This is a genomic window from Herbaspirillum sp. Her4, from assembly GCF_057961335.1.
The window spans coordinates 474,092-497,555 of sequence record NZ_CM176330.1 but is presented as its reverse complement, the minus strand read 5'-3'; the positions used below and the strand labels follow the sequence as shown (position 1 = coordinate 497,555).

General features: G+C 62.0%; 21 protein-coding genes. 16 read left to right on the top strand and 5 right to left on the bottom strand.

Going from position 1 to position 23,464, the window contains the following annotated elements:
• Nucleotides 1–52: 52 nt before the first annotated feature.
• The 4 genes from atpD (at nucleotide 53) to ACWFUC_RS02280 (ending at nucleotide 3,698) form a co-directional block, all read left to right on the top strand.
• Nucleotides 53–1,453: a F0F1 ATP synthase subunit beta gene (gene atpD, locus ACWFUC_RS02295; RefSeq protein ID WP_008332979.1), complete on the top strand. Its 1,401-nt coding sequence runs from the start codon at nucleotides 53–55 to the stop codon at nucleotides 1,451–1,453.
• A gap of 121 nt (nucleotides 1,454–1,574) precedes the next feature.
• The gene (locus tag ACWFUC_RS02290) at nucleotides 1,575–1,997 is read left to right on the top strand and encodes a F0F1 ATP synthase subunit epsilon (RefSeq protein WP_008332978.1); all 423 of its coding nucleotides are present in this window, start codon (nucleotides 1,575–1,577) and stop codon (nucleotides 1,995–1,997) included.
• A gap of 368 nt (nucleotides 1,998–2,365) precedes the next feature.
• Nucleotides 2,366–2,833, top strand: coding sequence for a CoA-binding protein (locus ACWFUC_RS02285; RefSeq protein WP_489623985.1), 468 nt, complete (start codon nucleotides 2,366–2,368; stop codon nucleotides 2,831–2,833).
• Nucleotides 2,834–2,885: 52 nt separating this feature from the next.
• On the top strand, nucleotides 2,886–3,698 hold the full coding sequence (locus ACWFUC_RS02280; protein WP_034330975.1) for a polyphosphate kinase 2 family protein: 813 nt from the start codon (nucleotides 2,886–2,888) through the stop codon (nucleotides 3,696–3,698).
• 32 nt (nucleotides 3,699–3,730) lie between these two features.
• Here the strand turns inward: ACWFUC_RS02280 and ACWFUC_RS02275 are convergent, their stop codons facing one another.
• The gene (locus ACWFUC_RS02275) at nucleotides 3,731–4,528 is read right to left on the bottom strand and encodes a transporter substrate-binding domain-containing protein (protein ID WP_134223620.1); all 798 of its coding nucleotides are present in this window, start codon (nucleotides 4,526–4,528) and stop codon (nucleotides 3,731–3,733) included.
• A 224-nt stretch (nucleotides 4,529–4,752) separates the two neighbouring features.
• On the opposite strand from ACWFUC_RS02275, the gene hemE reads away from it, so the two are divergent.
• The 7 genes from hemE to fmt all read left to right on the top strand — a co-directional run bounded on the left by hemE (nucleotide 4,753) and on the right by fmt (nucleotide 14,180).
• On the top strand, nucleotides 4,753–5,850 hold the full coding sequence (gene hemE, locus ACWFUC_RS02270; RefSeq protein WP_489623984.1) for a uroporphyrinogen decarboxylase: 1,098 nt from the start codon (nucleotides 4,753–4,755) through the stop codon (nucleotides 5,848–5,850).
• A gap of 717 nt (nucleotides 5,851–6,567) precedes the next feature.
• Nucleotides 6,568–8,751: a primosomal protein N' gene (locus ACWFUC_RS02265; protein WP_489623983.1), complete on the top strand. Its 2,184-nt coding sequence runs from the start codon at nucleotides 6,568–6,570 to the stop codon at nucleotides 8,749–8,751.
• Nucleotides 8,752–9,047: 296 nt separating this feature from the next.
• Nucleotides 9,048–10,781: an arginine--tRNA ligase gene (gene argS, locus ACWFUC_RS02260; protein WP_134137043.1), complete on the top strand. Its 1,734-nt coding sequence runs from the start codon at nucleotides 9,048–9,050 to the stop codon at nucleotides 10,779–10,781.
• A gap of 21 nt (nucleotides 10,782–10,802) precedes the next feature.
• Nucleotides 10,803–11,471 (top strand): SPOR domain-containing protein, encoded by a 669-nt coding sequence (locus tag ACWFUC_RS02255; protein ID WP_039783537.1) that lies wholly within the window; start codon nucleotides 10,803–10,805, stop codon nucleotides 11,469–11,471.
• Nucleotides 11,472–11,578: 107 nt separating this feature from the next.
• Entirely contained in the window at nucleotides 11,579–12,286 is a 708-nt protein-coding gene (locus ACWFUC_RS02250) for a thiol:disulfide interchange protein DsbA/DsbL (RefSeq protein ID WP_121040732.1), read from the top strand.
• 100 nt (nucleotides 12,287–12,386) lie between these two features.
• The gene (locus tag ACWFUC_RS02245; protein ID WP_134223616.1) at nucleotides 12,387–13,193 is read left to right on the top strand and encodes an SDR family oxidoreductase; all 807 of its coding nucleotides are present in this window, start codon (nucleotides 12,387–12,389) and stop codon (nucleotides 13,191–13,193) included.
• A gap of 33 nt (nucleotides 13,194–13,226) precedes the next feature.
• Nucleotides 13,227–14,180, top strand: a complete 954-nt coding sequence (fmt, locus tag ACWFUC_RS02240) for a methionyl-tRNA formyltransferase (RefSeq protein WP_489623982.1) — start codon at nucleotides 13,227–13,229, stop codon at nucleotides 14,178–14,180.
• An 86-nt stretch (nucleotides 14,181–14,266) separates the two neighbouring features.
• Here the strand turns inward: fmt and ACWFUC_RS02235 are convergent, their stop codons facing one another.
• Nucleotides 14,267–14,866 (bottom strand): phosphorylase family protein, encoded by a 600-nt coding sequence (locus ACWFUC_RS02235; RefSeq protein ID WP_489623981.1) that lies wholly within the window; start codon nucleotides 14,864–14,866, stop codon nucleotides 14,267–14,269.
• A 200-nt stretch (nucleotides 14,867–15,066) separates the two neighbouring features.
• Between ACWFUC_RS02235 and metH the strand changes: the two genes are divergently transcribed.
• From metH to ACWFUC_RS02215, 4 genes are all read left to right on the top strand, one after another.
• On the top strand, nucleotides 15,067–18,810 hold the full coding sequence (gene metH, locus ACWFUC_RS02230) for a methionine synthase (RefSeq protein WP_209570068.1): 3,744 nt from the start codon (nucleotides 15,067–15,069) through the stop codon (nucleotides 18,808–18,810).
• A 133-nt stretch (nucleotides 18,811–18,943) separates the two neighbouring features.
• The gene (locus tag ACWFUC_RS02225; protein WP_034336458.1) at nucleotides 18,944–19,228 is read left to right on the top strand and encodes a WGR domain-containing protein; all 285 of its coding nucleotides are present in this window, start codon (nucleotides 18,944–18,946) and stop codon (nucleotides 19,226–19,228) included.
• A gap of 225 nt (nucleotides 19,229–19,453) precedes the next feature.
• Complete coding sequence (locus ACWFUC_RS02220; RefSeq protein WP_489623980.1) at nucleotides 19,454–19,888, top strand: T6SS immunity protein Tdi1 domain-containing protein; 435 nt, start codon at nucleotides 19,454–19,456, stop codon at nucleotides 19,886–19,888.
• A gap of 118 nt (nucleotides 19,889–20,006) precedes the next feature.
• A complete protein-coding gene (locus tag ACWFUC_RS02215) occupies nucleotides 20,007–20,405 on the top strand; it encodes a hypothetical protein (protein ID WP_489623979.1) in 399 nt (132 codons plus the stop codon).
• Nucleotides 20,406–20,828: 423 nt separating this feature from the next.
• Here ACWFUC_RS02215 and ACWFUC_RS02210 read toward each other — a convergent pair whose 3' ends face one another.
• From ACWFUC_RS02210 to ACWFUC_RS02200, 3 genes are all read right to left on the bottom strand, one after another.
• Nucleotides 20,829–21,392 (bottom strand): hypothetical protein, encoded by a 564-nt coding sequence (locus tag ACWFUC_RS02210; RefSeq protein WP_489637429.1) that lies wholly within the window; start codon nucleotides 21,390–21,392, stop codon nucleotides 20,829–20,831.
• Between the two features lie 163 nt (nucleotides 21,393–21,555).
• Nucleotides 21,556–22,122 carry a hypothetical protein gene (locus ACWFUC_RS02205; RefSeq protein WP_489623977.1) on the bottom strand — a complete coding sequence of 189 codons (567 nt, stop codon included), beginning with the start codon at nucleotides 22,120–22,122 and terminating at the stop codon, nucleotides 21,556–21,558.
• On the bottom strand, nucleotides 22,119–22,667 hold the full coding sequence (locus ACWFUC_RS02200) for a hypothetical protein (RefSeq protein ID WP_489623976.1): 549 nt from the start codon (nucleotides 22,665–22,667) through the stop codon (nucleotides 22,119–22,121). The genes ACWFUC_RS02205 and ACWFUC_RS02200 overlap by 4 nt, the downstream gene beginning before the upstream one ends.
• A gap of 436 nt (nucleotides 22,668–23,103) precedes the next feature.
• Between ACWFUC_RS02200 and ACWFUC_RS02195 the strand changes: the two genes are divergently transcribed.
• The gene (locus ACWFUC_RS02195; protein ID WP_489623975.1) at nucleotides 23,104–23,442 is read left to right on the top strand and encodes an SMI1/KNR4 family protein; all 339 of its coding nucleotides are present in this window, start codon (nucleotides 23,104–23,106) and stop codon (nucleotides 23,440–23,442) included.
• The last annotated feature ends 22 nt before the right edge of the window (nucleotides 23,443–23,464 follow it).

Sequence of the window (23,464 nt, the reverse complement as noted above, 5' to 3'; positions counted from 1 at the left end):
TGGCGTAGCGTAGCGAAACAGAATTTAAATTTTATCTATTGAAGGAACGAAAATGGCTGATGGCAAAATCGTTCAGTGTATCGGCGCTGTGGTGGACGTGGAGTTTCCGCGCGATGCGATGCCCAAGGTTTACGATGCCTTGAAATTGGAAGGTTCGGATCTGACCCTGGAAGTCCAGCAGCAGCTGGGCGACGGCGTGGTTCGTACCATTGCGCTCGGTTCGTCGGACGGTCTGCGCCGCGGCCTGACCATCTCGAACACCGGCAAGCCGATCACCGTGCCCGTCGGTACCGCGACCCTGGGTCGCATCATGGACGTGCTGGGGAACCCGATCGACGAATGCGGTCCGGTCTCGCACGAGCAAACCGCTTCGATCCACCGCAAGGCTCCCGCGTACGACGAACTGTCGCCCTCGCAAGAGCTGCTGGAAACCGGCATCAAGGTTATTGACCTGGTTTGCCCGTTCGCCAAGGGTGGTAAGGTTGGTCTGTTCGGTGGCGCCGGTGTGGGCAAGACCGTGAACATGATGGAACTGATCAACAACATCGCCAAGGCGCACAGCGGTCTGTCCGTGTTCGCCGGTGTTGGTGAGCGTACCCGTGAAGGTAACGACTTCTACCACGAAATGGCAGAAGCCAAGGTGGTGGACCTGGAAAACCCGACCAACTCCAAGGTCGCCATGGTCTACGGCCAGATGAACGAACCGCCGGGCAACCGTCTGCGCGTGGCGCTGACCGGCCTGACCATCGCGGAAGGTTTCCGTGATGAAGGCAAGGACGTGCTGTTCTTCGTCGACAACATCTACCGTTACACCCTGGCCGGTACCGAAGTGTCCGCGCTGCTGGGCCGTATGCCGTCCGCCGTGGGCTACCAGCCGACGCTGGCCGAAGAAATGGGCCGCCTGCAAGAGCGTATCACCTCGACCAAGACTGGCTCGATCACCTCGATCCAGGCCGTGTACGTCCCTGCGGATGACTTGACCGACCCGTCGCCGGCAACCACCTTCGCCCACTTGGACTCGACCGTCGTTCTGTCGCGTGACATCGCCTCGCTGGGTATCTACCCCGCGGTCGATCCGCTGGACTCGACCTCGCGCCAGCTGGACCCGCAAGTGGTCGGCCAGGAACACTACGAGACCGCCCGTGCGGTCCAGGGTACCCTGCAGCGCTACAAGGAACTGCGCGACATCATCGCGATTCTGGGCATGGACGAACTGGCACCGGAAGACAAGCTGATCGTCGCCCGTGCTCGCAAGATGCAACGTTTCCTGTCGCAGCCCTTCCACGTCGCCGAAGTGTTCACCGGTTCCCCGGGCAAGTACGTTTCGCTGAAGGACACGATCAAGGGCTTCAAGATGATCGCCAGCGGCGAACTGGACCACCTGCCGGAACAAGCGTTCTACATGGTCGGTACCATCGACGAAGCAATCGAAAAGGCCAAGAAGATCAACTAAGACTGGCCATGCCGTCGCAGGTGCCGGGTGCGTAGCCCGGTCCGGTGGCGGCAGGTAAGTACACATTGATTCATTGGCGCCGCTCCTGTTCGCAGGAGCGGTCCATCGACTAGGAAACGACATGGCACATACTATTCACGTGGACGTGGTCTCGGCGGAAGAGGAAATCTTCTCCGGCGAGGCAGAATTCGTCGCGTTGCCGGGCGAAGCGGGTGAACTGGGTATCTATCCCCGTCACACCCCGCTGATCACGCGCATCAAGCCAGGTGCTGTCCGTATCAAGGTCGCGGGCCAGGCACACGAGGAATTCGTGTTCGTGGCCGGCGGTCTGCTGGAAGTGCAGCCCGACGCCGTGACCGTGCTGGCCGACACCGCCATCCGTGGTGCCGACCTGGACGAAGCCAAGGCCGCCGAAGCCAAGCGTCTGGCCGAGGAAGCGCTGGTCAACCGTGACTCCAAGATCGACCACGCCGCAGCCCAGGCCGAACTGGCCGCCGCAGTGGCACAGCTGGCCGCGATCCAGAAGTTGCGTCAGAAGCGCTGATCGGCAGCGGCGTTCTTCCTTGCGAAGCACGCCTGGTCCGGCAGCATGGCAGCACAGCATCACCGCAGTAATGCAGTACGTGAAAAGGCAGCTTCGGCTGCCTTTTTTCATGCGCGCTCGATGCGCTCGGACCGGCCTTCCTTTGGCCGCTCCCCGGGCTCACAGTGATTGCCGGGCTGACCAGGCCTGCCGGTTTCGGGCACTTTGAAACAATCTGCATCAAACCTTCCCCAATGCCGCGTCCACTGGCGCTGCGGCCACTGCCATCCTCGGGTAAAGTGCCCGGATGGTGAAGAAAAGAACCAATTCCTTCCAGCCAGATCATTTAAAGCATTCGCCCCTTTCAAACCAGCCGGACAGGAGCCCTCATGTCGCCAGCTGCACCCGCATCTTCCGCATCCCCTTCCACGGCCAGCCCGCGCCAGCACGGCAAGCCCATCATCGCCGTGGTCGGTCTCTCCAATCGCCCCGAGCGCGCCAGTTTCGACGTGGCGGCGTACATGCAGTCAGCGGGCTATCGCATCGTGGCCGTCAATCCCATGTACGCTGGCCAGATCATCCTCGGTGAGTACTGCCACGCCAGCCTGCAGGACGCCAGCGCGGCCCTGGCCAGCGACGGCTTGCGCATCGCCATCGTCGATTGCTTCCGCAAGTCGGCCGACATCCCGCCGGTGGTGGAGGAGGCCATTGCCATCGGCGCAGAATGCGTCTGGATGCAGCTCGACATCGTCCACGAAGAAGCGGCGGCGCGCGCCCGTGCCGCCGGGCTGAAGGTAGTCATGGACAAGTGCATCAAGATCGAACACGCCATGGGCCAATCCCACGGCGTGTTGTAAGACGTCACCGGTCCCAACCGGAAATGATTTATAACGAAAAAAGCGAGACAGCATGGCAAAGAAAATCGGCCCGCAATTCATCGTCCATCCCAAGTTCGTCCTGAAGGAAAGTGAAGCCTCCACCAAGCCGCTCTCCAGCGGCGACAAGGAAACCGACCGCGCCACCGTGCAGCGCCTGGCAGCCGAGATCGGCCTGCAGCAGCAGATGCTCTACGCTGGCCACAAGCACAAGGTGCTGGTGATCCTGCAGGGCATGGATACCAGCGGCAAGGATGGCACCGTAAATGACGTCTTCGCGGCCGTCAATCCGCAAGGCATCCGCATCGCCAACTTCAAGGGACCGACGGCCATCGAACTGGCGCACGACTACCTCTGGCGCGTGCATGCGCAGGTACCGGTGGCGGGGGAGATTGCCGTCTTCAATCGCAGCCATTACGAGGATGTGCTCATCACCCGCGTGCACGACTGGATCGACGACAAGGAGTGCAAGCGCCGCTATCGCCAGATCAACGACTTCGAACGCATGCTGTGGGAAACCGGAACGGTGGTGTTGAAATTCTTCCTGCACATTTCCAAGGCCGAGCAGAAATCTCGCCTGCAATCGCGCATCGATGATCCCAACAAGCACTGGAAATTCGATCCGCAAGACCTGGCCGAACGCAAGTTCTGGGATGCCTACCAGCAGCGCTACCAGGAGGTGCTGCGCCAGACCAGCACCCTGCATGCGCCTTGGTATGTGGTGCCGGCCGACTCCAAGACCCACCGCAACCTGTTGGTGGCCAATGTGGTCCTGGAGACGCTGCAGAAGCTCAAGCTGCGCTTCCCCGACCCCAAGCCCGAACTCAAGGATCTCAAGTTCGACTGAGGCCGGGCACGAGTCAACCGGCGCTTACTTGATCACTTCAGCCACTTGTCGAAGATGCGCTGGTATTCGCCGGTGGCCTTGGCCAGGTGCAGCCAGGTATCGACATAGGCCTTGAAGGCGACATCGCCGCGCGGCAGCAGGTAAGCCTTCTCGGCGAACTGCAGCGGCTGGTCAGGCTGCACCGGGCACAGTTCCGGATGCAGCTTGGATTGCCACAGGGTCTCGCTGGCATCGGTGACCATGACGTCGGCCTTGCCATCGATGATCTGCTGGAAGATGGTGACGTTGTCCGGATGCTGGAGCAAGGTCGCATTCTTGTAGCGGGCCTTGGCAAATCGCTCGTTGGTGCCGCCCGGGTTGACGATGGCGCGCGTGCCGGGCTGGTCGATCATGTCGAAGTTGCGGAATTTGTCCTTGTCGGCACAGCGGATGATGGGCGCTTTCCCATCCACCATGACCGGCTCGGAGAAGGCCGCCCTGCGGGCGCGATCGAGGGTGATCGAGACGCCGCCCATGGCCACGTCGCACTGGGCGATGAAGTCATTCATCAGGGTGCTCCAGGTGGTCTTGACGAACTGCGCCTCCACGCCCAGCGACTTGGCCAGCGCTTGGCCGAGTTCCACGTCCATGCCTTCGAAGGTCTGGTCGGGGCGATAGTAGGTGAAGGGCTTGTAGTCCCCGGTCATGCAGATGCGCAGCTTGCCGGCCTTGATGACCTGGTCCAGGCGTGAGGCAGGGAGGGCGTCGTCGGCACGGGCCGCCGACAGCGTCAGGCAAAGCGACAGGGTGGCCAGGCCTGCGAGCAGGGCGGTGCGGATGATGGACTTCATGGAAGCTCCTCGTGGATGATGATGGACAGGAACGTTGGCATTGAATTCGGTCCGCTTCTTGTTCATTGGAAGGACCGGCTGGCGACAGCCATCGGATCATAGCAAAACCGCGCGCCACGACCTGCATCAATATCAGCGCACGCTGATAGCGACAATTAGCCGGAAGCCATGCGCGGAGGATGAGATAATGCCGGATTGTCGTCAGACCGCATTGCAGGCCGACCATGTCCTCCTCTTCTTCCATGTCCACCTTCGCTCCGCTCAAAAACGATACCTTCCTGCGTGCGCTGCTGCGCCAGCCCACCGACTACACGCCGCTGTGGCTGATGCGCCAGGCCGGCCGCTACCTGCCGGAATACCGCGCCACGCGCGCCCGTGCCGGTTCCTTCATGGGGCTGGCCACCAATCCCGACTACGCCACTGAAGTCACCCTGCAGCCGCTGGAACGCTATCCGCTGGACGCCGCCATTCTCTTTTCGGACATCCTCACCGTGCCGGACGCCATGGGCCTGGGCCTGTATTTCGCGGATGGCGAAGGTCCCAAGTTCGAGCGCCCCTTGCGCGACGAGGCGGCCATCCAGGCCCTGCAGGCCCCCGATCTGGGCAAGCTGGACTACGTCTTCAAGGCCGTCACCCAGATCCGCCGCGAACTCGATGGCCGCGTGCCCCTGATCGGCTTCTCCGGCAGCCCCTGGACCCTGGCCTGCTACATGGTCGAAGGCGGCGGCTCGGATGATTTCCGCCTGGTCAAGAGCCTGCTCTATCGCCGCCCGGACCTGATGCACCACATCCTCAAGACCAATGCCGATGCCGTGGCCGCCTACCTGAACGCGCAGATCGCCGCTGGTGCGCAGGCCGTGATGATCTTCGATACCTGGGGTGGCGCACTGGCCGATGGCATCTACCAGCAATTCTCGCTGGCCACCATGCAGCAGGTGGTCAGCCAGTTGCAGCGCCAGCGGGATGGCCAGCAGATCCCGGTGATCGTCTTCACCAAGGGCGGTGGCCTGTGGCTGGAGCAGATCGCCGCCATCGGCGCCGATGCCGTCGGCCTGGACTGGACCGTCAACCTGGGCGAAGCCCGCCGCCGCGTGGGCGACAAGGTAGCCCTGCAGGGCAACCTCGATCCCAACGTGCTCTTTGCCGGTGACGACGCCATCCGCGCCGAAGTGCGCAAGCTGCTGGAGTCCTTCGGACGCCCCGGCGCCGGTAGCGGGCATGTCTTCAACCTGGGCCACGGCATCTCCCAGCACACCCCGCCGGAAGCGGTGGCGACCCTTGCGCAGGCCGTGCACGAGATCAGCCGCTCGCTGCGCGGTTGAACGTGCGCGTATCTGTCGTTATCTTTTCGTATTTGTGCAGTTTGCCAAGTCCATATGCACATTCGTGCCACTGGCGAGGGACTTATGCACATACAGGCAGAATTTTTGACTGAGAATCAAATTTATTTGAATATGAAGGATTGCGCAGAGGGCTCTTGTGTAACCCATTGATTTTATTGGGTTTAATTTTTTGGCTTGCAGAGGCATTTTTGCTGAAACATGCACTGGCCGTGGCTTGCGAGCTTGTCAATAGGCAGTTGCCCACAAAGTTATCCACAGACGCTGTGCATAAGACCCAAAAGCGTTTACAAAACCGCTGCTTATCGAAATCTTTGAAGGTTTACTTTAAGTTTGTAGGACAGTGAGATAACGGCCTGCCGGCCAAAGCCGACAAAATTCTGTCGGTCAGGACTTGACAAACGCTGGGCACATTGCCCCTTGGTGCAGACTTATGCACACAGGAAGCACCAGCGCCATGCACAAAGCTTCCATGCAAAAATATTTTTCGTGCTTGAAGCCTCGGATGCAAGTCATTGATTTCATTGGCTTAATTTTTTGCCCTCGATTTGGGCAACGCATCGCAAGCCGCAGCCAGCCTGCGCGGGGCGATGTCAAGTGGCACTTGTCCCCAAAGTTATCCACAGCGTATGTGGATAGGTCCAAAAATGACGATGAAACCGGGGCTTAGCCCGGTTTTTCAGGATTGACTTTAAGTTCGTGGAACAACGCCTGCTCCAGGTGGCGCTCGATACGCCCCTGCATACCGTCTTCGATTACCGCTGGCAGCCGAACACGCCGGAGGAGCCCATGCCGGCCATCGGCCAGCTGGTGGTGGTGCCGTTCGGCCGCCGCGAAGCCGTGGGTGTGGTCGTTGGCCATGCGGACCAGACCGACTTGCAGGCCGACAAGATCAAGGACGTCATTGCCGTGCGCCACCAGTTGCCGCCCATGTCGGCGCACTGGCTGGCGCTGTGCGGCTTCGCGGCCGACTACTACCAGCGCCCGCTGGGCGAGGTGATGCTGCCGGGGCTGCCCAAGAACCTGCGCGCCCTGACCACCGTGGCGCTGGACAAGGCGCTCAAGGCCCTGGGCCGTCTGGTCGCGCCCAAGAAGATCAAGGCGCGCCGCAAGACCCGCGCCGAGGCTGAAGCGATCACCGCCGAAGCAGCAGAACCCGGCCTGCAGGCTGCTCCCGATCCGCTCGAGCTGGGTGAGGCACCACCCCTGAACCCGGCCCAGCAGCAGGCCGTGGACGCCATCGCCGGTGCCACGGGATTCGCGCCGTTGCTGCTGTACGGGGTCACCGGCAGCGGCAAGACCGAGGTCTACCTGCAAGCCGCCGCCGCCATCCTGCGCCGTGCGGCCGATGAGGCGGCACAGGGCAACAAGGAAGCGCCCACCGGCACGGCCGACCCTGGCCAGCCCGCGCCGGCCCCCGCGCAGATCCTGGTGCTGGTGCCCGAAATCAACCTGACCCCGCAACTGGAAGGCAACATCCGCGCACGCTTCCCGCACCTGAACGTGGTGGCGCTGCACAGCGGGCTGGCCGAGGGCGAGCGCGCCCGCAACTGGCTGGCCGCGCACTTGGGCCAGGCTCACATCGTGCTGGGCACGCGGCTGGCGATCCTGTCTTCGCTGCCATCTCTGAAGCTCATCGTCATCGACGAGGAACACGATCCCTCCTACAAGCAGCAGGAAGGACTGCGCTATTCCGCGCGCGATCTGGCGGTGTGGCGCGCGCACCAGCTCGGCATTCCCGTGGTGCTGGGCTCGGCCACGCCCTCGCTGGAAACCTGGCATCACGCCCAGGCCGGCCGCTACCGCCGCCTGGAACTGCGCCAGCGCGCAGCCCAGCAGGCGGTGCTGCCCACCGTCAAGGTGATCGACATGGAGCGCGACAAGCCCGTCGATGGCCTCACCGCAGGCCTGATCGCCGCCGTGCGCAAGCGCCTGGAGCAGGGCGAGCAGTCGCTGCTGTTCCTGAACCGCCGCGGCTATGCGCCGGTGCTGGCCTGCGATGCCTGCGGCTGGATCAGCAACTGCATGCGCTGCGATGCCTTCATGGTGGTGCACCGGCCCGAGCGCCGCCTGCGCTGCCACCATTGCAGCCTGGAACTGGCCATCCCGCGCGCCTGCCCGACCTGCGGCAACGTCGACCTGCAGCCGCTGGGGCGCGGTACGCAGCGGGTGGAGGAGGGATTGGGAGCGATTTTCCCCGGCGCGCGCGTGTTGCGCATCGATGCCGATTCGACCCGCCTGAAGGGCTCGGCCCAGAGCGCCTTCGACAGCGTGCACCGGGGCGAGGTGGATATCCTGGTCGGCACCCAGATGGTGGCCAAGGGACACGATTTCAAAAAGCTCACGCTGGTGGGCGTGCTCAATCCCGATACGGCGCTGTTTTCGCACGACTACCGCGCCAGCGAACGGCTCTTTGCCCAGTTGATGCAGGTGGCCGGCCGCGCCGGACGGGCCGGGCTGTCCGCCGATGGCAGCTCGGGCGAGGTACTGATCCAGACCCGCTATCCGCATCACCCGCTGTATCAGGCCGTGATGCGCCACGATTACGACGGCTTTGCCGGCGACCTGCTGGACGAGCGCCGCCAGGCCCATTTCCCGCCCTTCATGTACCAGGCCCTGCTGCGCGCGGAGGCGCGCGAGCTGGATACGGCCATGGCTTTCCTGAAGGAGGCTGCCGCCCTGTTGGACGCCCCCGCCATCACCATCAACGAACCGATCCCCATGACCATGATGCGGGTGGCCAACGTGGAGCGGGCGCAGTTGCTCATCGAATGTCCATCACGCCCGGCGCTGCAAGGCTTCCTCAAGCACTGGCTGGCCGAGTTGCGGCAACTGAAGACGCGGGTGCGCTGGTCGCTTGAGGTCGATCCGGTCGATATATGAAGGCAGCCCGGCCGCAGGCGGGCCCCCGGCGCATCGTGAAATGTCGGGTGAAGTTTGTTGCAAAATTGACCTAAGCGCGTCCAAGCGCCGGCAAGCGAGGCTGCGTGCTTTGTTGTGATTGCGCCATCTTTATGGAACAGAGAGCTTGCCTGTGTGCAAGCTGCTTGCTCGGGCAGCCAACATGGTGCGCCTAGCCGGTATAATCTCGGCTGCTCAACCAATTGCAAGCGATCCCTCCGCGCGGCGCAGCCTGCCAGACCAGCGCCTCGGCCGCTTCCGCTTTACCCCTCATTCCCATGCTCGCACAACAGAAACAACGCATCTCCGACCTGTTCTCGTCCGCCTTGCAGCCGCTGCTGGCTGATAGCGGCCTGACCCCGACCATTACGCTGGAGCGTCCGCGCGATGCCTCGCACGGCGACATCGCCTGCAACATCGCCATGCAACTGGCCAAGCCGCTCAAGAAGAACCCGCGCGAACTGGCGCAAGCCATCGTGGCCGCCGTCATGGCCGACCCGGCGCGTGAAGGCCTGGTGGAGTCGGTCGAGATCGCCGGCCCCGGCTTCATCAACCTCCGCGTGGCGGCTGCCGCCAAGCAGGCGGTGGTCAAGGTGATCCACGAACAGGGCGAGGCCTTCGGCCGTGGCAGCCTGGGCGCTGGCAAGAAGGTGCTGGTCGAGTTCGTCTCGGCCAACCCCACCGGTCCGCTGCACGTGGGTCATGGCCGCCAGGGCGCGCTGGGTGATGCGCTGTCCTCGCTGCTGGAAGCCCAGGGCTATGACGTGCTGCGCGAGTTCTACTACAACGATGCCGGCGTGCAGATCGCCACGCTGGCCACCTCGGTGCAGGCGCGTGCGCGCGGCTTCAAGCCGGGTGACGCCGAGTGGCCCGAATCGGCCTACAACGGCGACTACATCGCCGACATCGCCCGCGACTTCCTCGACAAGAAGACCGTCTCGGCCAGCGATGGCGAACCCGTCACCGGCAGCGGCGATGTGGAAGACATGGAATCGATCCGCCGCTTCGCCGTGGCCTACCTGCGCCACGAGCAGGACCTGGACCTGCAGGCCTTCGGCGTGAAGTTCGACAATTACTACCTGGAGTCCTCGCTCTACGCCGACGGCAAGGTGGCCGCCGCCGTGGAGGCGCTCATTGCCGCCGGCAAGACCTACGAGCAGGATGGCGCGCTCTGGCTGCGCACCACCGACTATGGCGACGACAAGGATCGCGTCATGAAAAAGACCGACGGCACCTACACCTACTTCGTGCCCGACGTCGCCTATCACATCAACAAGTGGCAACGTGGCTACGGCAAGGTCATCAACATCCAGGGCAGCGACCACCACGGCACCATCGCCCGCGTGCGCGCCGGCCTGCAGGCTGCCGGCGTGGGTATCCCGCAGGGCTATCCCGACTACGTGCTGCACAAGATGGTCACCGTCATGCGCAATGGCGAAGAGGTCAAGATCTCCAAGCGCGCCGGTTCCTACGTCACCCTGCGCGACCTGATCGAATGGTCGGCCGGCGAAGCGGTCGAGGGCCAGGAACGTGATCTCACGCGCGGCCGCGATGCGGTGCGCTTCTTCCTGATTTCGCGCAAGGCCGATACCGAGTTCGTCTTCGACGTCGACCTGGCCCTGGCGCAGTCCGATGAAAACCCGGTCTACTACGTCCAGTACGCCCATGCCCGCATCTGCACCGTGCTGGGCAAGTCGGGCGTGGATGAAGAAGCGCTCAAGACCACGGCCGACCTGTCGCTGCTGACCGCCCCGCGCGAAGCGTCGCTGCTGGCCAAGCTGGCAGAGTATCCGGACATGCTGGCCCATGCCCTGCAGGAACTGGGACCGCACCAGGTGGCCTTCTACCTGCGCGATCTGGCAGGCGAACTGCATAGCTACTACAATGCGGAACGCGTGCTGGTCGACGATGTCCCAACCAGGTCTGCACGCCTGGCGCTGTTGTCCGCCACCCGCCAGGTGCTGCGCAACGGCCTGGCATTGTTGGGCGTATCGGCTCCGGCCAGAATGTAAAACAAGCAGCTAAAGAGAAACGTGAAACCGTTGAACGCGAAATATCACAAGCAGGCCGGCGGTACGCTGCTCGGCCTGATCCTGGGTTTGATCGTCGGCCTTGGGATCGCCGTGGGTGTGGCACTGATGATCACCAAGTCGCCCATCCCCTTCGTCAACAAGGTGACGCGCCCCGAGCGCGCCGACCCGACACCGGCCCAGGCGGCCGATCCCAACCGTCCGCTCTACGGCAACCGCGACATCGCCCGCGAAGCAGCGCGCGACCAGCAGCAGTCGCAGACGCCGGTGCCGCCCAATACGGCCGCCGCGCAACCGGTGCCGCCGGTAGCGCCGACACCGCAGGCCAGCCCGGCCACGCCGGCACCGTCCAAGTCCGACAGCAAGACGGCTGACGCCAAGCCCTCGGCCACCACGCCTGCGACCCCGGCCGCGAAGAACGACACCAACGACGACAAGTGGACTTACTTCCTGCAGACCGGTGCCTTCCGCGACCAGGCCGATGCCGAAAGTGCCCGCGCCAAGCTGGCCCTGCTGGGCTTCGAGGCCAAGGTCACCGAACGCACGGCAGACAGTGGCGTGCTTTACCGCGTGCGTATCGGTCCCTTCGAGCATGCGGAGTCGATGAACCGCACGCGCAGCAAGCTGTCCGATAACGGGGTCGATGCCGCCATCGTGCGCATCCCCAAATAAACAGATCGCACCGTGGATGCCGGCGGCAGGGGATAACCGACCGGCACGACGGGCTTGGAACGGCCCCAGGCCGATTCCGCCGACTATCCATCAGAGAGGGTAATACCATGCGTTTCCATCAAAAGCTGCTGGCTGCGGTCAGCTTCGGCGTACTGGCTTTCACCGCCAGCGTTGGTGCTTCGGCCTCGCCGGCCAATCCGCAAGTGGGCAGTGACTACCGTGTGCTGGAGCAGGCCCAGCCGACCGATTCCGGGAACAAGGTCGAAGTCACCGAGTTCTTCTGGTTCGACTGTCCGCACTGCGCGGCGTGGGATCCGTCGCTGACGGCGTGGGTCAAGAAGCAGGGCGACAAGATCAGCTTCAAGAAGGTGCCGGTGGCCTTCCGCGACAGCTTCGTGCCGCAGCAGAAGCTCTACTACACGCTGGAAGCCATGGGCAAGGCCGATGAGCTGACCCCCAAGATCTTCCAGGCCATCCACGTGGAAAACCAGCGCATCAACACCGACAAGACCATCCTGGCCTACATCGAGAAGATCGGCCTGGACAAGCAGAAATTCCTCGACCTGTACAATTCCTTCGGCGTGCAGACCAAGGCCCGCCGCGCGGCCCAGCTGCAGGAAGCCTACAAGGTCGACGGCGTGCCCATGATCGCCATTGATGGCCGTTATGTGACCTCGCCGGCCGTGGTCGGCGTGGCCCTGGCCAACCAGCCGGAATCGATGCAGCAAGCCGCCGCCCTGCAGGTGATGGATCACCTGGTGGCCAAGGTGGCTGCTGAAAAGGCCGCTGGCAGCACCCCCGCGAAAAAGAAATAAGCTTCACCCGTTCCACACGGTCCGCGTCCGCAAGGCCGCGGACCGTTGTCATTTGGGCAGCAGAAATTACCTAAACCTTCAACTCACCTCAGGAGCAGGCATGGCCAACCCTCTCGTCGTTGCAGCCCAGGAACGCGTGTTCCTGACCGGCGCCTCCAGCGGTATCGGCATGGCCCTGGCGCAAGCCTACGCCCGCCGTGGTGCCATCCTCGGCCTGGTCGCGCGCCGCACGGCCGAGCTGGAAGCCCTGCGCGCCAGCCTGCCGCATCCGGAGCGGCATCGCGTCTATGCCCTTGACGTGACTGACCACACGGCCCTGGCGGCCGCAGCCGAAGCCTTCCTGGCCGAATTCGGCGGGGCTGACGTGGTCATTGCCAACGCCGGCATCTCGCAAGGCACGCTGACCGAATACCAGGAAGACCTGCCGGCCTTCGAACGCATCCTGGCCGTCAACGTCACGGCCACCTTTGCCACCTTCACGCCCTTCGTGGCCCGCATGAAGGCCGCGCCGCCCGCGCAGCGCAATCGCTGCCGCCTGGTCGGCATCGGCAGCGTGGCCGGCATTCGCGGCCTGCCGGGGGCGGGGGCCTACAGCGCCTCCAAGTCGGCCGTCATCAGCTACTGCGAATCGCTGCGGGTGGAGCTGCGCTCTTCGGGCATCAAGGTCGTGACCATTGCGCCGGGCTACATCGATACCCCGATGACCCGCGTGAATACCTATCCCATGCCCTTCCTGATGCCGGTGGAGCGCTTTGCCGAGCGTGCCGTCGAGAGCATCGCCGAGGGCGTGAGCTATCGCGTCATCCCGTGGCAGATGGGAGTGGTGGCCAAGCTGCTGCGGCTGCTGCCGAACTGGCTGTACGATATCGCCTTCGCCCGCGCGCCCCACAAGAAACGCAATCTGTAAATCTGGCGGCTGCGGCCGCCCCTGGAGTTTTTCATGAAGATCATTTTTGCCGGCACGCCGGAATTCGCCGCCGTCGCGCTCGAAGCGCTGTACGCTGCCGGTCACGAGATCACGCTGGTGCTGACCCAGCCCGACCGCCCCGCCGGACGCGGCATGCAGCTGCAGGCCTCGCCCGTGAAGCAGTGCGCGATCAAGCACGGTACGCCCGTGGCGCAGCCGGTCTCCCTGCGCCTGAACGGCAAGTATCCGGACGTGGCACAGGAAGCCCACGCCCTGCTGCAATCGACCCCGCATGACGTGATGGTGGTGGCTGCCTATGGCCTGATCCTGCCGCGCAGCGTGCTCGACATCCCGCGCCTGGGCTGCATCAACATCCACGGCTCGCTGCTGCCGCGCTGGCGCGGTGCTGCCCCCATCCATCGCGCCATCGAGGCCGGTGACGCCGAGACCGGCATCACCATCATGCAGATGGAAGAGGGCCTCGACACCGGCCCCATGATGCTCATCGAAAGCGTCCCCATTGCCGAAGACGACACCACCGGCACCCTGCATGACAAGCTGGCCGCGCTGGGCGGCAAGATGATCGTGGAAGCGATTGCGAGGTTGGAACAGGGCACGCTGCCGGCCACGCCGCAGCCGGAAGAGGGGGCCAACTACGCCGCCAAGATCGCCAAGGAAGAGGCCGCGCTCGACTTCACCCAGAGCGCCGAGCAGCTGGCCCGCCGCATCCGCGCCTTCAATCCCTTCCCCGGCGCCACGGGCCGCTTCGGCGATACCGTGGTCAAGCTGTGGCAGGCGCGTCCGGTCAAGGTGGCGCAGCAGGGCGAGCCGGGACAGGTACTGTCGGCCGATGCCCAGGCCGGCATCGTGGTGGCTTGCGGTGAAGGCGCATTGCTGCTGACGGAACTGCAGAAGCCGGGCGGCAAGCGCCTGCCGGCGGCAGAATTCCTGAAGGGATTCCCGCTGGAAGGCGGCCGCTTCGCCTGAGCGCTGCAACCACCTTCAGGCAGGCATGAGGACTTTGGTTCAGGCGCGAACTAAGTCCTCCCGTCGCGCCTGAACGCCTGCACGAATCAACGCGCCTGTTCTTCCTCGAACTGCCTGAGCACCAGCGGCAGATGCCGCCAGAACAGTTCCTCGCCCAGATGCACGCGTGCCTGCCAGTCATCGGCCGCATCGTCATCGGCCCCATCGGTGATGAACTTGAAGGCCCGCCACGGCAAGCCAAAGTGCCGGCACACGCGGGCGATGGCAAACAATTCCATATCCACCAGATCGACCTTCTGTTCCAGCAGCCAGTCGTCGGCTGCCGTCACGAAGCTGTCGCCGGTGCCGCACAGCACGCCGGGATAGCCGGACTCCAGGCGCGCCGGCTGTTGCTCCTGGTTCATCAATGGCGTCACCCCGCGCGGTGCCAGCGGCATGGCCGCCATGTCGCGCTGGATGACGGCCGCCACTTCGAGCAGCCCGTCGTGCCCCGGATCGATCTTCCCTGCCGTGCCGAAATTGATGAGCGCGCGCGGGCGACGGGTCAGGATGGCCTGGGTCGCATGCAGGGCGGCATTGACCTTGCCCACGCCGCAATAGACCACCTGCACCCCCGCCGGGGCGGCGGCGGCATCGAGTTCATTTTCCAGGGCGGTCAGAATGAGGATGGGCGGGTGATCGGGCATGGATGTAAATAGTTAACATTCTGCAACTAAGCCCCGCCCGCAAAGCCTGCCGGGAGGCGGGGGGAGGGTGCTTTGGCGTATAATCGGGTTCACTTTTTGCCTGACGAACCGGTCCTTTTCTGGCCGGTTTTTTTATCCGCAGCGCGCTCGCGTGCGGGATCAGGCCTCGCATTGTTGCCGTTACCAGAGAAAAACGCCAGATGAAGCCGAACGAACTGTGCCAGACCGAATTGCTGCTGCGCGACCTGATGTCGCAGCGCATCCTCATCCTCGATGGCGCCATGGGCACCATGATCCAGCGCTACAAGCTGACCGAAGAGGATTATCGCGGCCAGCGTTTTGCCGACTTCAGCGTTCCCGGCAAGGACCTGTTCGTCAAGGGCAACAACGAACTGCTCTCGCTGACCCAGCCGCACATCATCCAGGAAATCCACGAGCAATACCTGGCCGCCGGTGCCGACCTGATCGAGACCAATACCTTCGGCGCCACCAGCGTGGCCCAGGACGATTACCACATGGCGCACCTGGTCTACGAGATGAACGTGGAATCGGCGCGCCTGGCGCGCGCCGCCTGCGACAAGTACTCGACCCCGGACAAGCCGCGCTTCGTGGCCGGCGCCCTCGGCCCCACGCCCAAGACCGCTTCCATCTCGCCGGACGTCAACGACCCGGCCGCGCGCAACGTCACCTTCGATCAGCTGGTGGCAGCCTACCTGGAACAGACCCGTGCTTTGGTCGAAGGTGGTGCCGACGTGCTGCTGGTCGAGACCATCTTCGATACGCTCAACTGCAAGGCGGCTTTGTTCGCCATTGATACTTTCTTCGAAGAGAGCGGCAAGCGCCTGCCCATCATGATCTCGGGCACCGTCACCGATGCCTCCGGCCGCATCCTGTCAGGCCAGACCGTGACGGCCTTCTGGAACTCCATCCGCCATGCGCGCCCGCTGACCGTGGGCCTGAACTGCGCGCTCGGTGCGGCCCTGATGCGCCCCTATGCGGAAGAGCTGTCCAAGATCGCCGACACCTACGTCTGCATCTACCCCAACGCCGGCCTGCCCAATCCGATGAGCGATACCGGCTTCGATGAAACCCCGGACGTCACCTCGGCCCTGTTGAAGGAATTCGCCGAGAGCGGTTTCGTCAACGTCGCCGGTGGCTGCTGCGGCACCACGCCGCCGCACATCAAGGCCATTGCCGAGACGGTGGCCACCATCGCCCCGCGCAAGCTGCCCGAGCCCACGCACGAGATGCGCCTGTCGGGCCTGGAGCCCTTCACCATCAATGACCAGTCGCTCTACGTGAACGTCGGCGAGCGCACCAACGTCACCGGTTCCAAGGCTTTCGCCCGCCTGATCCTGAACGAACAATACGACGAGGCCCTGGCAGTGGCCCGCCAGCAGGTCGAGAACGGCGCGCAGATCATCGACATCAACATGGATGAGGCGATGCTCGATTCGGTCGCCGCCATGACGCGCTTCCTCAACCTGATTGCCTCCGAGCCGGACATCGCGCGCGTGCCCATCATGATCGACTCCTCCAAGTGGGAAGTCATCGAAGCGGGCCTGAAGTGCGTGCAGGGCAAGTCCATCGTCAACTCCATCTCGATGAAGGAAGGCGAGGAGAAATTCCTGCGCGAAGCCAAGCTGTGCCGCCGCTATGGTGCGGCCGTCATCGTCATGGCCTTCGACGAAGTGGGCCAGGCCGATACCTTCGCCCGCAAGATCGAGATCTGCGAACGCGCCTATCGCCTGCTGGTGGACAAGCTGGACTTCCCGCCCGAAGACATCATCTTCGACCCCAACATCTTTGCGGTCGCCACCGGCATCGAGGAACACAACAACTACGCGGTCGACTTCATCGAAGCCACCCGCTGGATCCACCAGAACCTGCCCTACGCCAAGATCAGCGGTGGTGTTTCCAACGTGTCCTTCAGCTTCCGCGGCAACGACCCGGCGCGCGAAGCGATCCATACCGTGTTCCTGTATCACGCCATCAAGGCCGGCATGACCATGGGCATCGTCAATGCCGGCATGATCGGCGTCTATGACGACCTGCCGGCCGAGCTGCGCGAGCGCGTGGAAGACGTGGTCCTGAACCGCCGCGAAGACGCCACCGAGCGCATGATCGAATACGCCGCCACCTTGAAGGCTGGCGACAAGAAGGAAGAAGCCACCCTGGAATGGCGCAACCTGCCGGTGGCCAAGCGCCTCTCGCATGCGCTGGTGCACGGCATCACGCAGTGGATCGTGGAAGACACCGAAGAGGTGCGCCAGCAGGTCGCCGCCGATGGCGGCCGTCCCATACACGTGATCGAAGGTCCTCTGATGGATGGCATGAACGTGGTCGGTGACCTGTTCGGCCAGGGCAAGATGTTCCTGCCGCAGGTGGTCAAGTCGGCACGCGTGATGAAGCAGGCCGTGGCGCACCTGATCCCCTTCATCGAAGAAGAGAAGCGCCAGCTCGAAATCGCCACCGGTGAAGTCGCCAAGCCCAAGGGCAAGATCGTCATTGCCACCGTCAAGGGCGACGTGCACGACATCGGCAAGAACATCGTCACCGTCGTCCTCCAGTGCAACAACTTCGAGGTCGTCAACATGGGCGTGATGGTGCCCTGCGCCGAGATCCTGGCCAAGGCCAAGGAAGAGAAGGCCGACATCATCGGCCTCTCCGGCCTGATCACCCCGTCGCTGGAAGAGATGGCCTACGTCGCCAAGGAAATGCAGCGCGATCCGTATTTCGCCGGCCTGAAGATGCCGCTGATGATCGGCGGCGCCACGACCTCGCGCGCCCACACGGCCGTCAAGATCGCCCCCAATTACGAAGGCCCGGTGGTCTACGTGCCCGACGCCTCGCGCGCCGTGTCGGTGGCGCAGTCGCTGCTGGCCGACGAGCAGAAGACGCAGTACGTGGCCGACCTCAACGCCGACTACGAACGCATCCGCGAACAGCACGCCAGCAAGAAGGCCGCGCCCATGCTGTCGCTGGCAGCGGCCCGCGCCAACAAGACCAAGCTGGAATTCGCACCGGTCAAGCCCAAGTTCATCGGCCGCCGCCTGTTCAAGAATGTGGACCTGGGTTTGCTGGCCAACTACATCGACTGGGGTCCGTTCTTCCAGACCTGGGACCTGGCCGGTCCTTATCCTGCGATCCTCACCGATGAAGTCGTGGGCGAAGCGGCGACCAAGGTCTTCCAGGAAGCCCAGGCCATGCTGAAGAAGATTATCGATGGCCGCTGGCTCACCGCCAATGGCGTCATCTCGCTCTTGCCGGCCAACACCGTCAATGACGACGACATCGAGATCTACACCGACGACAGCCGCAGCCAGGTCGCCTTCACCTATTACGGCCTGCGCCAGCAGACCGAGAAGCCGGTGGTGGATGGCGTGGCGCGTCCCAACCAGTGCCTGTCGGACTTCATCGCGCCCAAGGCATCGGGCGTGCAGGATTACATCGGCATGTTTGCCGTGACCGCTGGCCTGGGGATCGAGAAATACGAAAAGCGCTTCGAGGATGCCCACGACGATTACTCGTCGATCATGCTCAAGGCCCTGGCCGACCGCCTGGCCGAAGCCTTTGCCGAATACCTGCATGAGCGCGTGCGCAAGGACCTGTGGGGCTATGCGGCCGATGAGAACCTGAGCAGCACCGATCTCATCAAGGAAAAATATCTCGGCATCCGTCCGGCCCCCGGCTATCCGGCTTGCCCGGAGCACACCGTCAAGGCTGAGGCTTTCCGTGTCATGCAGTGCGACGAGATCGGCATGCAGTTGACCGAGTCTTACGCCATGTTCCCCGGCGCCTCGGTGTCGGGCTTCTACTTCGCGCATCCGCAGTCGAAGTACTTCGTGGTCGGCAAGATCGGCGAAGACCAGGTCGTGGATATGGCAGAGCGCCGCCATGTGCCCAAGGAAGAGGTGGAGCGCTGGCTGGCGCCGAACCTGTAAATAGTTTACGGAATCGCCGTCCGGCCTGACGCCGGACGGTTAGTTTCATTTCCGGACTTTTGCCGCGGGTTCTTGTATTCCGTCGCCGTCCTGCTATCATCCACGCCCGCCGTTCCGTAGCCCTGCTTTTGCCATGATCGATTCCGCTGACCACGTCACCCATGCACTGCCCGTGACCGTGGCCACGCGCCTGCACTTCACCGACGGCAAGACGCGCGCCATCTTCACGGTGGACCTGGTGCAGGATCTGCTGGGTGACTGGGTGCTGACCCAGGCTTGGGACGGCATCGAAGGCCGCAGCGCCGTGCGCCGGGTAGTGGTGGCCGGGCATGAGGAAGGCTTGCGGATGCTGCAGAAGATTGCGCGGCACAAGGAGCGACTGGGGTTTCGGCCGGTGCATCTTTATCACGTGGGCTGAGGCCGTCGTCTTCGTTCTTGATTGCCGTTCGCGCCTTGCTGGCCCGGGCGGCTTTTTTGTGTGCGCTCTTCTCTTTAGCGGTGCCGCCCATGCAGGTGCTGATTGAAAAGCGAGAAGTTCTCCTCGTTGATCTAGCTTTCCGTCTTCGCATGCGTCGTCAGTAATCCGTCAGCAATTGGTTGGTGAATCCTCTTAGAATTCAACAAAAATGAATACGGGGGATGTATGAGGGCTGGACTGGTACTTCTTTTGTTTGCCGGTCTGACGGGCGCAGCTCGTGGCGCGCCCTTTCCAGATCGTGATATCCCTTCCTTCCTTGTGGAGCGACTCAATCTGCGCTCATTTCGAAGCTCGCTCCGCCCGAGGATGACAAGCGCAGCGCCATTCGTTTCTTTCGCTGATCTTTCGATGACGCCCACTCGGATGACAAGTGACCTGGTGGAATTTGATGAGGGTGTAAAGAACGAGGTGCTCTCGGCTGAAGTGTTCAAGGAAGTCTGCGCAAGATCGGGTGGTTTGCGGTATTGCGAGTGCTACATTGCAAATCCATGGCCGATGCTGGGAGGATCCGGCGCAGTAGAGACGTTTGGCAAGGGAGATACGGAGGTTTATGTATCGTTGACTGGGCAGACAATTAGGCAGTTTATGTCCGAGGGATAACACGAAAGAGAATATGGTTGACTCACGCGATCCGGGCGTACTTTGATTGCCATCAGTGCTCACGTAGAGCATTGATCAGTTCGCGACCAGAACCTCATCGTCAAGCCCTTGAAAAAGCATGCAAAATTACAGAATAGCCCATCGTTTTATCCTGACAGTGTTGACCCTCCTTCTGGTTTGCATGCCGTCAGTTGGCGCAACCATCTACAAAGGAAAGCTGTTTTCCCAAGCGCGGCGGGCACTTTTGGCCGAAGGGTGGAAGCCGCAAGAAACGTTCGGAGTTGATTCGAATGGAAAGCGTTTTAGTCAGTCTGCTGATGCCGGAGTGCTATACCAGGCCGGGTTTATCGAAGTCGAGAGCTGTTCGGGGACGGGACGTAATTTTTGCTCCTTCAACTACATTCGGCCAGGGCAATGTCTTTCGCTGAATACAGAAGGGGAGTTCAAGAAAGGAGCTTACGAACCGAGGGTGATCAGCCAGAATGGCAAATGCCCGGAAGTCGCTAAAATTCCGTAGATAAAAATTCCTGTTACCACGGACAGAAAATACTTCGCTAACGTGGTTAGATCCAATCCACCCCAAGCCCCGGTCAGATAATGTCGCCCCAAGAAAAAGTTCGTTAGGCCATTAACGTCCTTAATCGGCCAGAAGCGGCCAGAATCGGACCAAATGAACCTGACAAGAAGGTAATAAGAAATACCTGACAGCTTGAATTGAGCAAAAGAATGGCTTGATCTCGTGAAGGAGCAATAGATAACTGACGCAGGGCACATCAATGGCGGGGGCCTGCATCGGCGAGGAATTCCCGGCCACTCATGCCGTCTTCAAACGCCTCTGCGTTCGATATCGATGCCGCCAGGATCATCATTCATCCAAGCCTCGATGGTCGCATCATGCCGCTGGAGCGAGCCAGCACCATGACGCCCCGATCGCTTGGTTTTACAGCCAGCCGGTCTTGCGCAATTCCTGCAGCAGCAGTTCGAGATAACGATCCCAGTGACGCTGGAGGTCATCCACACTCACATAGGGTGCTGATATCGTCACGCTCCAGAGCGTCTGTGCTGTCTTTCTGTCCTTGATGAAGGTCTCCACCATCAGGTTGCCTGCGCCATCACCGGGCCGGTAGCCGCCACCTCGAGGGCTGACCACCATGAAGACTTCCGGTGTGACATCGGTGCCTTCGCGTTTGATGAGGGCCGGCAATTCCGTTCTGACCTTGCTGCGGAAAGCAGGAAGTGCAGCATCATAGAAGAATTGCGTCTCCCGCGCGTTGGCCTGACTGATCGTCGGTACGGGCTGGAAAGGCGGGAAGGAATACTTCGATACCAGCACCCCCACATTGACCGACATATCCTCGGGCACAATCCAGACCACCGGCGTTTCCTTCGGCAGTTTCTGCGATACCACGCTCACCCCATCGCGCCGTATGACCGATCCGGTAAAGCAGCCACTGAGCAGCAGGAGCATGCCCAGCGTGATGATTCTATACGACCAGCTTTTCACGATCGCCTCCAATCCCCGATGATATTGCTGATCCCGGACCGCAGCCTCTTGCCACAGCCCTGTCAAAATCGTTTGGGGCAGCAGCTGCCTGCATGAGGACATGCCGGAAGGAAGCGTATCGGCCCCACTTCCGATCCGCCTCCAGCCCCCCGCGCCATCAGGTTCAACTCTGTCTGATGAAATCAGGATCCGCAAAAAACTTGCGCTGCAATTGCTGGAATACGGCGCCGAACTGCGAGACCGCGTCCTGCACGGCCAGCACGCCCAGGAAGGACGATGACCACTGGGTCTGCACGGCCAGCACTTTGTCATAGGTAATCACGCCGCTCTTCCTGACGACGAAGCGCGCCTGCAGGTCGGCCACGCCATCCTTCAGCTTGAGAGTCTGCACGGTGACTTCGATGTTGCGATCACTGGCATCGGCGTAGTGCCGGGCCGAAGTCAGCTCCTTGGTCAGGCCATCCTGCAGGAAGCCGGACCAGCCGCGCTCGGGCGTCATGGCTGAGTAGCCGCGCACACTGGCTTGCGCCTGCAAGGGCGCATTGACCGACGAGGTGCTGTAACACACGGCCGGTGGCAGCGAGGCCAGTGCGGTCTGATTCTCCAGACTGATCTGATAACGCGGCAAGGGTTGCGTGACGCAACCGGACAGCAGCCCATTGCCGCACAAGAGCACGCAAAGAAAGGCAAGGCGTAAGAGTCCCGGCGACATCATGGGGCGGACGCTCATTGCGCGAGATCGGATTTGTTGCTCAGCTGCATGATGCCGTTGCCAACCATCTGGCGCATGGCCTTGTCGGCGGCTTCCGGTAACGTCATTGCCTGCATGCCGGCAGGGCCACTGGCATTGCCGATGGTGGAGACAATGGAATGCTTGACCTGCGCCACGACATTGGCATGGCCAGGCTCGATATAGGTCATCGTGCATTCATAGCCATCGGCCACGGTGGAGCCTGCCAGCCCCAGTGTGAGACCGGTCGCAAAGCCCTTGGCGGCGGCGTTCTCGGTCAGCGGAACGTTCTTGATCAGGATGGCCAGCTTGCGGCCGTTCTGCACCGGATCATAAGAAACGGTGCTGAAGAGTCCCGACTTGGAGAGTTCTTCGAACACCTTGGTACGGATCGATTCCGTGGCACGCGCGTTGGAGACATCCTTGGTCTGGAATTCGAAGAGCAACTGGATCGGCTGGGGCGAGGCCGGCTTCTTGAGGCTGGCGTATTGCGGGTCACCCAGCGAGTTGTCGACATAGGAATGCACACTGATACAAGCGCTCAAGGAAGCGCTCAAGGCGAGCAGAACAAACAGACGGAAAATGGATTGAGTCATGACACCCCTGATCATTGATTTTATAAGTAATGCCCCAGGCCATCGTTGCGGCGCATTTTTCTGCCGGCTCCGGACGCTTCCCTGTGCTGCGGAATAGTCCCCCGACCGGCCCTTTTACTTTACTGATTTTTCAGCATTTTTTATCTGGAACGGCAGGCATTTCATGATGACTGCCCCACCCTGCCGCACCCTTTCCGGCAGCGCAGCGGTCAGGTCTTCCTCCCCGGTCTGAACACCAAAAATAACTGCGCGGTCGTAACTTTATAATACTTTTGCGTGATGTGGCGATCTCGCTTGTCTCGCGGTCTCAAGAACTTGTTTCATCATCCGGCCTGTGTCCAGCATGGACAGGACGACGTAATCGGACCAGAACCCATGAATCAATTTGAGCCTGGAATACGCCATCGAAGTCTATCGTGATATATCGAGGGCACCTGAATGGGATCGCGCATGGTTCCCTATTTTCGCTAATGGGGGAGGTGATTTTTATGCGGTGGTATGCGACAAGTCGTCTTCCTGTTTCGGAGAAATTGTCGGGTTCATTCTAGGGGAGGAGGTGCAACTTTTTGAGTTCAAGAATATTGCGAGCATGCTTAAAATAATTGAGCGATCATTCGCTGATGGCGTGTTTTTTAAGTCGGAAGGTAGATTGAAAGCAGACTATTCCAAGATGCATGCAATTGCTCGCCAGCTACAACCAGATTTCGTGGAACATGAGGCATAAGAGTTTCGGATGAAGGTGTGTC